Genomic DNA, 15,243 nt, shown 5'->3' with positions numbered 1-15,243 from the left:
AAATCAACAAACTCCCGCCGGGCGTCCAACGAAAAATTCCTGACCACAACACGCTCCATCAATCAGAGCGTTGCAACGACCCTATGACTCCGCCCTCTGAAAACGCGCACAAATGCGACCCAGTTGGGGGAGCGCAACGCAAGAATCCCCGCCGGTTGGTGTCCGGCGGGGATTCGGCGTCGGCAGGTCTGCCTGCCGAGAGCGGTTCCTACTTCTTGGGCAGGCCTGCCGGGTTCAGTTCCGAGGCAGGGATCGCCTCGGAGGAGAGGCCCCAACGGTCCAGGATCTTGCCGTAGTTGCCGTCCTTGATGAGTTTGTTCAGGGCAGTCTGGGCTGCGAGAGCCAGGCCGTTGCCCTTCTTGGTGGTGAAAGCGATCTCTGCCTTCAACGGCCAGCCGCCCTCAAGCGTTCCCACCTGCTTGGTCTTGCCATCCTTGGCGGCCTTGTAGGCCGCGGAGGCGTTTGGTCCGAACGTGAGGTCCGCACGTCCGGACTGGAGGGCCAGCTGGGAGGCGGAGTCGTCGTCGTAGTACTGGAAGTCAACCGGCTTCAGGCCGTTCTTCTTGTTCTCCTCGTCCCACCGAACCAGGATGGCTTCCTGGTTGGTTCCGGAGCCCACAATGATGCGTTTGCCGGCAACATCCTTGGCTTCCTTGACCTCGCCTATGTCCGAGTCGCTCTTGGCGTAGAAGCCCAGGAGGTCATTGCGGTAGGTGGCGAAGTCGAACTTTTCCTTGCGGGCCTCGGTGACTGTCACATTGGAAAGGACGGCCTCATACTTCCCGGATTCGACGCCGAGCGGCCAGTCCGCCCAGGCGACCGGAAGGACTTCGACCTGCAAGCCGAGGGTCTCGCCCACGGCGTAGGCGATGTCCACTTCGCTGCCGATGAGGGTTTTGTTGTCGGAGGCGAAGAGGCTCAACGGCGCCGCGCCGCCCGTGGTTACCACCGTGAGCTTGCCGTCGGCCTTGATGGCGTCCGGCACCTGCGCGGCGGCCGCGGAGTCGACCTCGACCTTGATGCGGTTTTGTTCTGGCGTCAGGTTGAATTCTTTGGTGGTTGCGCTGGAAGAAGCGTTCGACGCCGGAGCACTCGCCCCGGTTGCCGCCGTCGCGCCCGGATCCGAGCAGGCCGCGAGGCCCAGAAGAGCAGTGGCGGCCAGCGCCGCGGTGACGCCGGTTTTGGCTGCGAAACGTGCCATGGATACCCCTTGATTGAAGTCTGATGCGTACTTGTGGCTGCAACTATCCGGCAGGGCGTTCAGCGTGGTCAAAGCACGTTGACACGCTGGGATACAGGCGTTCACAGCGGTTAATCGGGCGTCGAACGGGGTCACAATGGGGGGCCTTAACTGGCTGCGGCAGGGCCCGCGACGCAACTCACAGAAATAAGCCGGGTACCGCCGTCGTTGTCGATTAAAAGCGCCGCCACCCTTCCGGCCGCAACCGTGAAACGTACCGAAAGGCATCTCCGTGACTGTTCCTCTTTCCATCCTGGACCTCGCGACCATCGGAAAGGACCAGACGGTAGCGGAAAGCCTCGCCGGCAGCGTTGCCATGGCACAGAAGGCCGAAGAGCTGGGGTACCGCCGGGTTTGGTACGCGGAGCACCACAACATGTCCGCCATCGCGTCCTCGGCAACGAGCGTCCTGATCGCCCACGTTGCTGCCCACACCACCAGCATCCGGCTGGGTGCGGGCGGCATCATGCTGCCCAACCACTCGCCCCTGACCATTGCCGAGCAGTTCGGCACGCTGGAGACACTGCACCCCGGACGCATCGATCTTGGGCTGGGACGTGCTCCCGGCAGCGATCAGAACACCATGCGTGCTCTGCGCCGCGACCACACCTCGTCGGACAGCTTCCCGCAGGATGTCCTCGAGTTGCAGGGATACCTCACCGGTCCCACGCGCATCCAAGGCGTGGAGGCGACGCCGGGAAAGGGCACCAATGTTCCTCTGTACATCCTCGGATCCTCGCTGTTTGGTGCGCAGCTTGCAGCGCAGTTGGGCCTTCCGTACGCCTTTGCCTCGCACTTCGCGCCGGCTGCCCTGCGTGATGCCGTGGCCATCTACCGCCGAGACTTCAAACCATCTGAGCAGTTGTCCGAACCACACGTCATCGCCGGAGTGAACGTCACCGCGGCGGACAGCAACGCCGAAGCACAGGCGATCTTCCAAGCTGTGAAGCGCGCCCGTGTATCGCTCTTCTTTGGCGGCGGCCGGCAGTTCACCGACGATGAGGCGGACCTCATCCTGGACTCGCCACAGGGCCAGCACATTGCCCAAATGGTCAAGTATTCCGCCGTGGGCACCCCCGAGGTTGTCGGCGAGTACCTCGAAGAGTTCGCCAAGCATGCAGACGCGGACGAGCTGATCGTGGCGCACCAGAGTACCGGTACCGAGGAACGCCTTCGCTCGGTGGAGCTGGTGGCCCAGGTGGCCGGGCTCGTTTCGGCTTAGGCAGCAGCGCCCACCGGCAGGCCGCCAGGGTGGATCCGGGCGGCCTGCCGGAAAAAAATTTAACGCTTCTGCAATTACGCGGTATACGAGAGAAACATTTCGGGCGGAAACTATACGTATCCGCTTCGGAAGGATTCGCCATGCCTACGCCGTTGAACCAAACAGTCGCCGATTCCGCGCTGTTGATGAACTCGCTGCCGCTTGGCCTGCTGCGCTCGTTCGTCCGTCCCCACGAGGACCAAGGGATCACCGAGGAACTCATGGCGGACCTGAAGATCCTCTCGCGGGAGCCGGGACTGCTGGTGGCGTGCAACTACGGCGGCACGCTGCATTCGGCCGAGGGCGTCTCCACCGAAACCCTGCCCCTGGACAGTGCGGCCGTGGCCCTGCGCGCGCTCGCGGCCTTGCCCAACACGCACACTGCCATCATCTCGGGACGTTCGCTGCGGGACCTCGCCGCGGTGTCCAGGCTGCCCGCGGAAGTCCACTTGGTGGGCTCGCACGGCGTTGAGTTCGACATGGGGTTTGCCTACAACCTGACCCTCGCCACCGAAACGCTGCTCCAGCAGGTAGCCACGGCCCTGACGGAAGCTGTCGCCTATGAGAAGGGCGTCAGCATCGTGCGCAAACCCGCTGGCGTGGCAGTCCACACGCGGCCCGCGGCACCCGAAGTGGTGGAGCGCGTCATCTTCAAATCCCAGCAGATCGCCATCGAGTTCGGGGTCTATTTCATTGTCGACGGCACCGTGCTGGATTTGACAGTGGACGAGCCCGCGAAAGGCAAAGCGCTTGAGACGCTCCGGCAGCGGCTTGGCGTCAGCGCCGCGCTCTTTGCCGGCGATGCGGCGAGCGACGAGAAGGCACTCGCCACCCTGCGTGGTCCGGACCTGGGCCTGCACGTCGGGCCGGGACAGACGACGGCGGCCTACACGCTTCCGGACCCGGAAGCCTTTGCGCGGGTGCTGGCTTTGCTGTTCGAACTTCGGCGTTCCTGGCTCTTCGGCGAGGACGCCGTGGGGCTGGAACGGCATTCAATGATCGGCAATGGAACCTCCACCGCCCTGCTGACCCCGGATGCGAAAGTCTGCTGGATGAGCCACCCGCTGCCGGATTCGGGGTCGTTGTTCGCCCACATCCTGGGCGGCGATCCGGCGGGGCACTTCAGCATCGAACCCGTTAAGCCCTCGCCGGTGCTGGCCCAGCGCTACGTGGACAACACCATGATCGTGGAAACCCGCTGGGCGGATGTCACGGTGACGGATTACCTCGAGCCTGCTCCGGAAGGCATCACCAGTTTGGTCCGCGTGCTTTCCGGCACCGGCACGGCAAGGGTGGTGTTCGCGCCCCGGCCGGACTACGCCAATGCTCCCTTCAACATGGAGATCCGCGGCCACGAAGTGCATGTGGTGGGAACGTCCGATCCAATCATCCTCATCGCCCCGGGCGTGGACTTCACCATCACCAACGACGCCCGGCATGCCACGGCTACCGCCGAGGTGCCGCTGCAGTACGGCCCGATCGTGCTGAACCTGCGCTGCGGGGATACCGAGTCGTTGCCCGCGGACCTCGCGGGTGAGCCTGAGCGGAGGGCCGCCGTCGGGCAGTCTTCGCGGGACTGGGTCAAGTCACTGCAGCTACCCACCGTCAATACGTCCTTGGTACGGCGTTCGGCGCTGGTCCTGAAGTCGCTGGTCCACGAGCCCACGGGGGCCGTCCTGGCCGCGCCCACCACGTCACTGCCGGAGGGGATCGGCGGCACCCGCAACTGGGACTACCGCTACTGCTGGCTGCGGGACGGGTCGATGACCGTGAACGCGCTGGTGGGGCTCGGGTCCACAGAGGAGGCCGATGGCTTCCTGCGTTGGCTGGGCCGGATCCTGGACAACGCACCTGGGCCGGAATGGCTGCACCCGCTGTATTCGGTGACCGGTGCTCCGCTTTCCACCGAAGCCATCGTGGAGAGCCTGCCGGGTTATGCCGGATCGCGTCCCGTCCGGATCGGCAACGCAGCGGACCACCAGGTCCAATTGGACGTCTTCGGTCCCATTGCCGAGCTGATCCATGACCTCGGTGAACGCCGCGGCTACCTCCCGGATGAGCATTGGTTCCTCATGGAGCAGATGGCCCACGCCGTTATTGCGCGCTGGCACGAGCCGGACCATGGCATCTGGGAAGCCCGCCGGCCACCCCGGCACCACGTCTACAGCAAGGTGATGTGCTGGGTGACGCTGGACAGGGCGCTCAAGGCGGCTGCTTTGCATGGCCGCACTGCGCATGCCGACTGGTCCTCCACAGCAGACACCATCCGGGAGGAAGTCCTCCGCGAAGGGTGGGACAACTCCGCGGCCTCCTACACGGTTGCCTACGACAGTCCCGACCTCGATGCTGCCGTGCTTCACATTGGCTTGTCCGGGCTCATTGATGTCCAGGACCAGCGCTTCCTGGACACCGTGACAGCAGTTGAGCGCGAATTGCGTGTTGGTCCCACGGTCTTCCGGTACAGGTACGACGACGGACTGCCGGGCTTGGAAGGCGGCTTCCACATCTGCACCACGTGGTTGATCGAGGCATACCTTGCTGTTGGCCGTTTGGACGATGCGTTGGAACTGTTCAACCAACTGGTGGCCTTGTTTGGGCCCACGGGTTTGTTGCCTGAGGAATACGATCCCGCCACGGAGACCCATCTGGGCAACCATCCGCAGGCTTACTCGCACCTGGGCTTCATCCGCTGCGCCCAACTCCTGGACCACTACCTGGCCCACGCGGACGTCGAATAACCCCAACTGAGTCGCAGTTGTGCGCGTTTTGAGGGCTCAAAACGCGCACTATTGCGACCTACTTGGGTCAGGTGAGCAGCAGGGCCACGGCGATCATCGCGGGGACGGCAACAACCGTCGTGATCAACACAGTGTCCTTGGCCACCGTGATTCCCGCCTGGTAGCGGTTGGCAGCGACAAACACGTTTTGTGCGGTTGGCAAGGCAGACGTCACCACCACCGCGAACAGGGCGTGCCCGTCCATGCCCAAGGCAAAGCGGGCAAACAAGTAGGCAATGAACGGGTGCACGAACAGCTTGAACCCGCTGGCCAACAAGGTGTCCAGCCGGCGCCCCGAAGCTTTCTGCAGTGGCCTGGATCCGTTCAGGCTCATGCCGAAGGACATGAGCATGGCCGGAATCGCGGCCCCGCCGATCAAGTGGACCGGCTCCAGGATGAGCTCGGGAACCTGGATCCCCGTTCCGGCCACGATCAACCCCAGTGCCGAGCCCACGATCATCGGATTCTTCACGATCATCAGCAGGAAGCGCAGGGGAGTGGTGCGGTGCGTGCTGGTGCTGGCATCCAGGGCCATGAGGTACATCGGGGTGAAGAAGGCGAGCTGGAAAATCAGGAGTGGAGCCACATAGCTGGCGTCGCCCAGGACGAACACCGCGATGGGGATGCCGAGGTTTGCCGAGTTGGCCAGCGACGAACTCATGGAGGACATGAGGGACTCCGGCAGGCTCCGCTTGAGCCAGAACTTCACAATCAGGAAGAACAGCAGGCCCGTGATCATCGCCCCAACGGCGGTAACCAGCAGGGGCGCCGCAAACACATCATGGAGCTTGGCCTTGCTCAGGGTTTCGAACAACAAAGCCGGGCTCGCCACGAAGAACGTCAGCGAACTCAGCACCGAACGGGCGTTCTCACCGAGCAACCCGCGCCGCCCAACGAACATGCCCACCAGGATGATGGCCCACACCACGAAGAACCCGGAGAGGACGCCGATCATGACGCTGTGCTGGCGGGGAGGAGGTGGGTCACGCCTCCAGCCTAATCAGATTTATTCGACCGGTAAGCGTTTTCGGACCCATGGTCCGTCATCCGGACAGCCCGGAAACGCGCTCGACGGCGGCACTCTGGTGAGTGCCGCCGTCGTACGTTTGCGTGTGGCTGGGTCAGCTGAGGTGCGCCGCGTTGCTCAAGGCGTGCGGCGGGCGCAGCAGGCCCGGGGTGTGTGCCTCGGCGGGGTCGTTGCCAAGCTGCAGGATTTGGTTTTCCTGGCCGACGTGGACCACTTTGGGCTGGTATGACCTGGCCTCTTCGGTGGTCATCTGGGCGTAGGTGATCAGGATGACGAGATCGCCAACATGGACCTGGTGGGCAGCGGCGCCGTTGATGCCGATGACGCCCGAACCGCGCTCGCCGGCGATGGTGTAGGTCTCCAGGCGGGCTCCGTTGGTGATGTCCACGATGGACACGAGCTCACCCGGCAGAATGTCGGCAGCGTCCAGGAGGTCCAGGTCAACCGTGACTGAGCCGACGTAGTGGAGGTCGGCGTGGGTCACCGTGGCACGGTGGATCTTCGACTTGAACATTGTGCGGATCATAGTGCCACCAGTTTAGCGCGGGACCCTTCACGGGCGCTGTGACGTAGCAGACGTTCGCTGCCCGGGTGGCGTGAAAGCGGTTACCATCGCTGGGGGCCATCATCTGCCGAACCGAAGGACACGAAGCTTGGACGGAGTACTGAAGGGCTTCTTTGTGGTGGGCATCGTCCTGCTGGTGGGCTACATCCTGGGAAAGACCAACGCGCTGGGACCGCAGGGGAGCAAAGTCCTTTCCACCCTGACGTTCATGGTGGGCTTGCCGAGCCTCATGTTCTCCACCATTGCCTCCCGCCACATCAGTGACGTCCTGAGTCCGACGGGCTTGATCTCGGTGGTCACAGCCTCGGCGGTGATGCTCGTGTTCGCCCTGTCCGGCACCATCTTCCGCTGGGGTGTCCGGCGGACCACCATCGGCGCTTTGGCCACGGGAATCGTGAACTCCACCAACCTCGGCGTCCCGCTGTCCCAATACATCCTGGGGAGCACCACGTACGTCGTGCCCATCATGTTGTTCCAATTGGCTCTGGTGACTCCCATTGCCCTGACCATCCTGGACCTCACCAACCCGGCCGCTACCAAGGTGTCCGTGTGGCGCGTCCTGTCCACGCCTTTCCGGAATCCCGTCACCGTGGCGGCGATCCTTGGCGTCATCGTGAGTGCGGCCGGCGTCCAATTGCCTGACTGGACACTGGACCCCATGAAGCTCGTGGCACAGCTCGCAGTGCCGCTCATGTTGATCATCTTCGGCATGTCACTCCACGGACTTTCGGCCGGGCAGGGGATCGGAGACCGGGCGCCCACCACGCTTGCTGTGGTGCTGAAGTCAGTGGTCCAGCCCGCCTTGGCCTGGGTGCTGGCGGTCTTCGTGTTCCGGTTGGATTCCTTCAGCACGTTCGTGGTCACGGCCTGTGCCATCCTGCCGACCGGTCAGAACGTGGTGCTCTACGCGCTCCGGTACGGCGTGGGCCAGAAGATCGCCCAATCAACTGCAGTGACCACGTCCATCCTGGCAGTGCCGTTGCTGCTGGGGGCGGCCTGGCTCATGGGCTGAGCTCCGGGGCTGGCCATGGCACCGCGAGGACGCGGGAAACATGCCAAGACCCGCGCAAAGTTCCAGCGCCCCGGCGCGTTTCCCGCGAAACCAGCGAAGCGTCAGTCGTAGCGCGTCAGGTCGGTTCCCGCCGCCACGAGTTGCCTTAGCTCCGCCAGCCCGCCCTGCACTGCACCAGCCGCGCGTGCCTGGACAAGGACGTTACCCAGCGCCGTCGCCTCGACCGGCCCCGCGATCACTGCTTTGCCTGTTGCGTCGGCGGTGAGTTGGCACAGGAGCCGGTTTTGCGAGCCGCCGCCCACCACGTGCACCACGGACGTGGCGCGGCCGGTGAGGCGTTCGGCGTCGGCCAGGGTGCGGGCGTAACCGGCTGCGAGGCTGTCCAGAATGCAACGCACGACGGCGGCAGGCCGGTCCGCGAGCACCTCGCCGTTGTGCCGCACGGCTGCACGGATGCGCTCGGGCATATTGTCCGGGGCGGTGAAGGCGGGGTCGTCGGCGTTGATGTGCGGGCCCCCGTGAGGGAGTGCCGCGGCTGCGTCGAGCAACGCCGGGAGTGATTGGTTGAAGCCTTGGGCTGCCCACGTGCGCTGGCATTCGCTGAGCAGCCAGAGGCCGCCGACGTTGCGGAGATAGCGGATGGTTCCATCGACGCCGCGTTCGTTGGTGAAGTTGGCCGTGCGGCTGGCTTCGGAGAGGACGGGTTTGTCCAGTTCGACACCCACTAAGGACCAGGTGCCGGAGGAGATGTAGGCGAAATCCCCGCTCGCGGCCGATGCCGGGACTGCGGCAACGGCCGCGGCGGTGTCGTGGGAACCCACGGCCACCACCCGGGTATCGGCAGCGAGTCCCGTTCGTTCGGCCACCGAGGGCAGCAGCGTGCCCACGGTTTCACCGGGTTGGATCAACGGCGGGAAGATGTTCCGCGGAAGGCCGAGCGCGTCCAGGAAATCAACCGCCCAGTCACCGGCCACGGCATCGAAGAGCCCCGTAGTGGAGGCATTGGTTGCCTCCGTGCGGCGCTGGCCCGTGAGGAGGAAGGCGATCAGGTCCGGGATGAGCAGTGCTTGCAAACCGTCCAGGGTCGGTTCGGCAGCGAGCTGATAGATGGTGTTGAACTGCAGGAACTGCAAGCCCGTGGTGGCGTAGAGCTTCTCCGGTGGGATGACGGCGTGCACGCGCGCAACGGTGGAGCGGCTTCGATCGTCCCTGTAGCTGTAGGGAACCGAGACGAGTTCCCCGGAAGCATCAACCAGCCCATAGTCCACAGCCCAGGTGTCGATGCCGATGCTGGTAATCCGTTCATCGTTCCCGGCGGTCACCGAAGCGGCAGCCGCCAAGCCCTTGAGTACCTCAGCTAAAAGGGCGTCGAAGTCCCAGTGGAGGCCGCCGTCGTACTCCACAACGCCGTTGGAGAACCGGTGCACGGTTTCCAGCGTCGCCCCTGTGGAGGGGGAGACGCGGCCGAGCATGACGCGGCCTGAGGATGCGCCAATGTCGACGGCGGCGAAGACCTGGGGCGCGGGCACCGCCCCGGCGTTGGCCGGGGCGGTGCCTGTCGTTGCAGAAATCTTCACGATGTGACCTATCGGAGGAACGCTGCTGCCACGCCGGCGTCCACGGGGATGTGGAGGCCGGTGGTGTGGGAGAGTTCGTTGCTGGTGAGCACGGCGGCGGCGTTGGCCACGTGTTCGGGGAGGACTTCGCGTTTGAGGAGGGTGCGCTGGGCGTAGTACTCGCCCAGTTTTTCCTCGTCAACGCCGTAGACCGCGGCACGTTTGGCGCCCCAGCCGCCGGCGAAGATGCCGGAGCCGCGGACCACACCGTCGGGGTTGATGCCGTTGACGCGGATGCCGTGATCGCCCAGTTCCGCGGCGAGCAGGCGGACCTGGTGGGCCTGGTCTGCTTTGGTGGCGGAGTAGGCGATGTTGTTGGGGCCGGCGAACACGGAGTTCTTGGAGGAGATGTAGATGATGTCTCCGCCCAGGCCCTGGTCGATCATGACCTTCGCCGCTGCTTTGGAGACCAGGAACGAGCCCTTGGCCATGACGTTGTGCTGCAGGTCCCAGTCCTTCTCGGTGGTTTCGAGCAGCGGCTTGGAGATGGACAGGCCGGCGTTGTTGACCACCAGGTCCAGGCCACCAAAGGCGAGGACAGCTTCCTGGATCGCGGCGGCGATTTGGGCTTCGTTGGTCACGTCGGCCTGGACACCGATGGCGACATCCGCGCCGCCCAGTTCCTCGGCGACGGCTTGGGCGTTATCAAGGTTCAGGTCGGCAATGACGACGCACGCGCCGTCGGATGCCAAGCGGGTGGCGATCGCCTTGCCGATGCCCGACGCCGCACCGGTCACCAGGGCGATGCGGGTCGCGTGGGACTTGGGCTTCGGCATTCGGGCGAGCTTGGCTTCTTCCAGCGCCCAGTACTCGATGCGGAACTTCTCGGATTCCTCAATCGGGGCGTAAGTGGAGATCGCTTCGGCGCCGCGCATCACGTTGATCGCGTTGAGGTAGAACTCACCGGCCACGCGGGCGGTCTGCTTGTCCTTGCCGTAGGAGAACATGCCCACCCCGGGGATGAGCACGATCGCCGGGTCAGCGCCGCGCAGGGCCGGCGAATCGGCGTCGGCGTGGCGGTCGTAGTACGCCTGGTAATCCTGCCGGTATTCGGCGTGCAGTTCCTTCAGCCGGTTCACGGACTCTTCGATGGAAGCGTCTGCGGGCAAGTCCAGGATCAGCGGCTTGACCTTGGTGCGGAGGAAATGGTCCGGGCAGGACGTGCCGAGTGCGCCGAGCCGAGGGTGCTCTGCCGACTCAAGGAACTCAAGCACGACGGCGTCATCACTGAAGTGCCCCAGTTGCGGTTTGTCCGTGGAAGCCAGGCCGCGGATCACCGGGGCCAGGGCTGCTGCCTTGGCGCGCCGTTCTGCCTCGGGGAGCGCGGAGTAGCCGGGCAGGGCGGGGCCGAAGGGCTCGGCTTTGCCGTTCTCCTTGATATAGGCCTCAGCGGTATCGATGATCCAGAGGGAGTTCGCTTCGGCTTCTTCGCTGGTGGCGCCCCAGGCGGTGATGCCGTGGCCGCCCAGGATGGTGCCGATGGCTTGGGGGTTGGCTTCCTTGATCGAGGCGATGTCCAGGCCGAGCTGGAACCCAGGGCGGCGCCAGGGAACCCAGACCACCTTGTCGCCGAAGATCTTCGACGTGAGGGCTTCTCCGTCCACGGCCGTAGCGATCGCGATGCCCGAATCCGGGTGCAGGTGGTCCACATGCGCGGCGTCCACGAGGCCGTGCATGGCGGTGTCGATCGAGGGTGCCGCGCCGCCCTTGCCGTGCAGGCAGTAATCGAACGCGGCAACCATTTCGTCTTCGCGCTCGACGCCGGGGTAAGCGGACTTGAGTGCCTGGAGCCGGTCCAAACGGAGCACGGCCAGGTTCTCAGCCTTGAGTGTGCCAAGGTCGCCACCGGAACCCTTCACCCAGAGCAGCTCGACGTCCTGGCCCGTGACCGGGTCCTTCTCCGTGCCTTTGGCGGAGGTGTTCCCGCCGGCGAAGTTGGTGTTCCGCTTGTCCGCGCCGAGGCGGTTGGAACGGGAAATCAGCTCTTCAACAGTCTTATTCATAGCTACTTATGCGCCCCATCCGGCTTGCTGGCCGCCTGCGCGGTCCTCGTTGATCTTCTTCTGGTAGCCGCTGGCCTTGTAGGCAGCGATCGGGTCGGCGGGCAGGCCGCGGGATTCACGCCACTGGGCAAGGGCCGGGCGGACGTCGGTGTAGAAGGCATCGTTGAAGATGCCGTTCGCGGCCAGGACATCCCCGGCACGCTGCGCCTCGTTCAACGCTGCGGTGTCCACGAGCAGGGCGCGGGCCGTCATTTCCTGGACGTTCAGGACCGAGCGGATCTGGCCTGGGATCTTCTCTTCCAGGTTGTGGCACTGGTCCAGCATCAACGCGACGCCGGAGTCCTTGCCGAAGCCGCCGCCGCGGATGACTTCGTGCATGATCCGGAACAGCTGGAACGGATCGGCCGCGCCCACAATGAGGTCGTCGTCGGCGTAGAAGCGGGAGTTGAAGTCGAAGGAACCGAGCTTGCCGAGGCGCAGGAGCTGCATCACGATGAACTCGATGTTGGTGCCCGGGGCGTGGTGGCCGGTGTCCAGGCACACGAACGCCTTCTCGCCGAGGGCCAGGGTCTGCGCGTACGAGGTGCCCCAGTCCGGAACATCGGTGTGGTAGAAAGCCGGCTCGAAGAATTTGTACTCCAACACCAGGCGCTGCTCATCACCCAGGGCCGCGTAGATTTCCTGCAGCGACTCGGCCAGGCGGTCCTGACGGCCACGCATATCGTCCTGACCGGGGTAGTTGGTGCCATCAGCGAGCCAGATTTTCAAATCCTTGGACCCGGTAGCGTGCATGATCCCGATGCAGTCAAGGTGGTGCTCGATCGCCCGGCGACGCACCGATTCGTTGGACGAGGTCAGGGAACCGAACTTGTACTCGTCGTCCTGGAAGGTGTTCGAGTTGATGGTGCCCAGCCCAACGCCCAGACCCTCCGCATATTCACGCAGCGCGGTGTAGTTGTCCACCTTGTCCCACGGGATATGCAGCGCAACCGTCGGTGCCAGGCCCGTGAGCTCGTGGACCTTCGCAGCGTCTGCGATCTTTTCCTGCACAGTGCGCGGGGTACCCGGAGTGCCGAAGACCTTGAACCGCGTCCCCGAATTCCCATAGGCCCAGGAGGGCACTTCAATGGCCAGTTCTCCCAAGCGGCCCAGGGCCGATTCTGTGGTGTTCATGCTTGTTCCTTCTCATGGGTGGTGGCGTTGCCGGCCTTGCTTGCTGAAGCCAGTTGGTCTTCCAGGTTGAAAACTTCTTCGACGATCTCGAAGCCCTCGTCCGGAGGGACATCGCTGTTGGCGAAGAGGGTGGCCATTTCCGCTTGCCAGCGGGCGTTGACCTCGGTGACGGCCATGCGGGCTTGCGCTTGCGCATAGTCATCACATTCCAAGTAGCCAATGAGCTGCCCGTCTGACGCGAGAAACAGTGAGTAGTTGTTCCACCCCGCGTCCTTGAGGGCACGGAGCATTTCGGGCCAAACGGCTGCGTGGCGGCGCTTGTACTCGTCCATCAGCTCGGGGTGGACGGAGGAGCGGAAACATACCCTCATCTGCGGTTCTCCGGGGTTACTCGTCTTTGAATCGTTTCATTTGTTACGATTCAAATTACCCTCGGATAAAGGAGGGTGTCAAGGCGTTTCCTGCAGGTAAGACGAGAAGACAGCGGAGATTGGAAAGCATGTCCCAAACAGCGAGCATCAAAGACGTTGCCACCCACGCCAAGGTTGCCGTGGGCACTGTTTCCAACGTGCTCAACTACCCGGACCGAGTCTCGCAGCGCACCAAGGAGCGAGTGCTTAAATCCATCGCTGAACTTGGATTTGTGCGGAATGACGCCGCCCGCCAATTGCGCGCCGGCCAGAGCCGCACCATCGGCTTGATCGTGCTGGACGTCGGCAACCCTTTCTTTTCCTCCGTAGCCCGGGCAGCAGAGGACGCCGCTACGGCGCTGGGTAGCGTGGTGCTGGTGGGGGACAGCGGCCAGGATGCCTCCCGCGAAGTGCACTACATGGACCTGTTCCAGGAACAGCGGGTCCAGGGCATCCTTATCTCACCCGTGGGTGATGTCGCCGAGCGGATCGACACCCTGCGCGAACGCGGAGTCCCCACAGTCCTGGTGGATCAGCTGGCCGACACTGATCGCTGCAGCTCGGTTTCCGTGGATGATGAAGAAGGCGGCTACCTCGCTGCCCGGCACCTGCTGGAGACGGGCCGCCGTCGTCTGGCTTTTGTTGGCACCCCGTCGATCCGCCAGGTGGCGCATCGACTCAAGGGCGCGCAGCGTGCCGTTTCCGAAGTGGACGGAGCCACCATCGAGGTCCTGGACTCCGCGGGCCAAACCGTCCTTGCCGGCCGCCAGGTGGGCAACACGTTGGTGGAGCGTTCGCCGGTGGACCGTCCGGAAGCTGTCTTCTGCTCCAACGACCTCCTGGCGCTTGGCGTGATGCAGTCGCTCACCATGCTCAGGACCGTGCGCATCCCGGAGGATATTGCCCTGATCGGTTACGACGACATCGACTTTGCGATCTCCGCCGTCGTGCCCCTCTCCTCCATCCGCCAGCCCACCGAAGCCCTGGGCCGGACCGCCATCGAACTCCTTGCCGAGGAACAGGACAGCGGCGGAACCAAGCACCGTGCCGTCGTCTTCACGCCCGAACTGGTGGTCCGCCAAAGCACGTCCGGCTCACCCAACTGAGTCGCAGTTGTGCGCGTTTTGAGACGTCAAAACGCGCACTAATGCGACTTACTTGGGCGGAATTACGACGCGCGGAGGCTGGCCAGGTATTCCACCGGCACCAGGGCGTCGGGCTGCTTCGTCTGACGGGTAATGCCGGGCGCCGAGCTGGCCAGACGGTCGGCCGAGCGTCCCAGGCATTGCAGGAAGCTGGTGACTGAAACGCCGGCCTCTGCCTTGCGCCGAAGGGCGGAGATATGCCGCCGGGCCGTGCATCCGCAGATAGCCGTGGCCACGATGTCCTCGGCTGGTACGTGGTCCAATGCAGGCACCAGTGCGATGCCCACGCCTGACCGGACCATGCCGCGGAGAGCATCGTAGTTGTCGCTCCTCACCGTGATTCGCGGCTTGAAACCTCCGCTGGCGCACAAATGCCTGAGGCACGCGTCGCCGGACGAGTCTTCCTTGGTGGATACCCAGTTCTCCCGGGCAAGGTCATGGAGCGTGATCTGCCCGGCACCGGCAAGCCTGTGCTTTTCGGGGAGCAGCAACAGGAGTTCCTCGGCCAGCAGCGGGACCGCGACCACATTGGAAGGCCATTGCTGCGGGACAAGGTCGTAGTGGAAAGCCACAGCAACATCCAGCACTGAATCCCTGACCATGGCCGCCAAGTCCGTGGGGCAGCCTTCCTCCAGTTCAACCGTGGAGGTGGGATGCCTGCGCAGGTATGACGCCAGCCCGGCGGGCAGGAGTCGTTGGCTCGCCGTGCTGAAGCTGCCCAGCCGCATGAGCCCGTAATTGCCTTTGCTGAAGCCCTTCATCTCGTCTTCGAGGGTGCTGAGGGCGTTGATGATGTCGCGCGCCCTGGTGGCCAGGAACTTTGCTGCCTCCGTGGGGCGGATGCTCTGGGCGTCGCGTTCCACGAGGGGAGCCTGCACGGCACGCTCGAGCGCTGCCACCTGCTGTGAAACGGCCGAGCCGGTGTAGCCGATTTCCCGGGCGGCGTCAGCAAAGGATCCTGTGCGAAGGACCACGGAGAGGGTGCGGAGATGGACTGGATTTAACATGATGCTG

The 15,243-nt window shown here is 64.2% G+C and carries 12 protein-coding genes; 4 read left to right on the top strand and 8 right to left on the bottom strand.

The genetic code is table 11. The features are described from left to right. Nucleotides 1-208 precede the first annotated feature (208 nt). A complete protein-coding gene (locus tag ACIPY3_RS22560) occupies nt 209-1,201 on the bottom strand; it encodes an ABC transporter substrate-binding protein (protein WP_400337672.1) in 993 nt (330 codons plus the stop codon). Between the two features lie 271 nt (nt 1,202-1,472). Between ACIPY3_RS22560 and ACIPY3_RS22555 the strand changes: the two genes are divergently transcribed. Both ACIPY3_RS22555 and ACIPY3_RS22550 read left to right on the top strand, forming a co-directional pair. After that, nucleotides 1,473-2,462: an LLM class flavin-dependent oxidoreductase gene (locus tag ACIPY3_RS22555; protein WP_400337669.1), complete on the top strand. Its 990-nt coding sequence runs from the start codon at nt 1,473-1,475 to the stop codon at nt 2,460-2,462. Between the two features lie 140 nt (nt 2,463-2,602). Beyond that, on the top strand, nt 2,603-5,239 hold the full coding sequence (locus ACIPY3_RS22550; RefSeq protein WP_400337666.1) for a trehalase-like domain-containing protein: 2,637 nt from the start codon (nt 2,603-2,605) through the stop codon (nt 5,237-5,239). 67 nt (nt 5,240-5,306) lie between these two features. Here the strand turns inward: ACIPY3_RS22550 and ACIPY3_RS22545 are convergent, their stop codons facing one another. Beyond that, the gene (locus ACIPY3_RS22545) at nt 5,307-6,233 is read right to left on the bottom strand and encodes an AEC family transporter (RefSeq protein WP_400337663.1); all 927 of its coding nucleotides are present in this window, start codon (nt 6,231-6,233) and stop codon (nt 5,307-5,309) included. Nucleotides 6,234-6,399: 166 nt separating this feature from the next. Continuing rightward, entirely contained in the window at nt 6,400-6,831 is a 432-nt protein-coding gene (panD, locus tag ACIPY3_RS22540) for an aspartate 1-decarboxylase (protein ID WP_400337660.1), read from the bottom strand. Between the two features lie 127 nt (nt 6,832-6,958). Between panD and ACIPY3_RS22535 the strand changes: the two genes are divergently transcribed. Beyond that, the gene (locus tag ACIPY3_RS22535; RefSeq protein WP_400337657.1) at nt 6,959-7,882 is read left to right on the top strand and encodes an AEC family transporter; all 924 of its coding nucleotides are present in this window, start codon (nt 6,959-6,961) and stop codon (nt 7,880-7,882) included. A gap of 101 nt (nt 7,883-7,983) precedes the next feature. Here ACIPY3_RS22535 and ACIPY3_RS22530 read toward each other — a convergent pair whose 3' ends face one another. From ACIPY3_RS22530 to ACIPY3_RS22515, 4 genes are read right to left on the bottom strand one after another with little or no spacing between them, the layout of a single operon-like run. Then, entirely contained in the window at nt 7,984-9,453 is a 1,470-nt protein-coding gene (locus ACIPY3_RS22530) for a rhamnulokinase family protein (protein ID WP_400337675.1), read from the bottom strand. Nucleotides 9,454-9,467: 14 nt separating this feature from the next. Continuing rightward, complete coding sequence (locus ACIPY3_RS22525; protein WP_400337654.1) at nt 9,468-11,501, bottom strand: bifunctional aldolase/short-chain dehydrogenase; 2,034 nt, start codon at nt 11,499-11,501, stop codon at nt 9,468-9,470. A 6-nt stretch (nt 11,502-11,507) separates the two neighbouring features. After that, the gene (gene rhaI / locus ACIPY3_RS22520) at nt 11,508-12,674 is read right to left on the bottom strand and encodes an L-rhamnose isomerase (protein ID WP_400337650.1); all 1,167 of its coding nucleotides are present in this window, start codon (nt 12,672-12,674) and stop codon (nt 11,508-11,510) included. After that, nucleotides 12,671-13,045, bottom strand: coding sequence for an L-rhamnose mutarotase (locus ACIPY3_RS22515; RefSeq protein ID WP_400337647.1), 375 nt, complete (start codon nt 13,043-13,045; stop codon nt 12,671-12,673). Before ACIPY3_RS22515 ends, rhaI begins: the two co-directional genes overlap by 4 nt. 128 nt (nt 13,046-13,173) lie before the next feature. Between ACIPY3_RS22515 and ACIPY3_RS22510 the strand changes: the two genes are divergently transcribed. After that, on the top strand, nt 13,174-14,190 hold the full coding sequence (locus ACIPY3_RS22510; protein WP_400337644.1) for a LacI family DNA-binding transcriptional regulator: 1,017 nt from the start codon (nt 13,174-13,176) through the stop codon (nt 14,188-14,190). 62 nt (nt 14,191-14,252) lie between these two features. On the opposite strand, the gene ACIPY3_RS22505 is transcribed toward ACIPY3_RS22510, so the two are convergent. Further along, the gene (locus ACIPY3_RS22505) at nt 14,253-15,236 is read right to left on the bottom strand and encodes a LysR substrate-binding domain-containing protein (RefSeq protein ID WP_400337641.1); all 984 of its coding nucleotides are present in this window, start codon (nt 15,234-15,236) and stop codon (nt 14,253-14,255) included. Nucleotides 15,237-15,243 lie beyond the last annotated feature (7 nt).

Origin of the sequence: Paenarthrobacter sp. NPDC089714, from assembly GCF_044748905.1 — a bacterium.
GTDB lineage: Bacteria > Actinomycetota > Actinomycetes > Actinomycetales > Micrococcaceae > Arthrobacter.
This window is presented reverse-complemented; position numbering and strand designations above follow the sequence as displayed.

Coding starts and splice junctions, on each gene's coding strand:
- ACIPY3_RS22525 (WP_400337654.1), bottom strand. CDS start 11,501: ATGAATAAGACTGTTGAAGAGCTGATTTCCCGTTCCAACCGCCTCGGC.
- ACIPY3_RS22545 (WP_400337663.1), bottom strand. CDS start 6,233: ATGATCGGCGTCCTCTCCGGGTTCTTCGTGGTGTGGGCCATCATCCTG.
- panD (WP_400337660.1), bottom strand. CDS start 6,831: ATGATCCGCACAATGTTCAAGTCGAAGATCCACCGTGCCACGGTGACC.
- ACIPY3_RS22505 (WP_400337641.1), bottom strand. CDS start 15,236: ATGTTAAATCCAGTCCATCTCCGCACCCTCTCCGTGGTCCTTCGCACA.
- ACIPY3_RS22550 (WP_400337666.1), top strand. CDS start 2,603: ATGCCTACGCCGTTGAACCAAACAGTCGCCGATTCCGCGCTGTTGATG.
- ACIPY3_RS22510 (WP_400337644.1), top strand. CDS start 13,174: ATGTCCCAAACAGCGAGCATCAAAGACGTTGCCACCCACGCCAAGGTT.
- rhaI (WP_400337650.1), bottom strand. CDS start 12,674: ATGAACACCACAGAATCGGCCCTGGGCCGCTTGGGAGAACTGGCCATT.
- ACIPY3_RS22560 (WP_400337672.1), bottom strand. CDS start 1,201: ATGGCACGTTTCGCAGCCAAAACCGGCGTCACCGCGGCGCTGGCCGCC.
- ACIPY3_RS22515 (WP_400337647.1), bottom strand. CDS start 13,045: ATGAGGGTATGTTTCCGCTCCTCCGTCCACCCCGAGCTGATGGACGAG.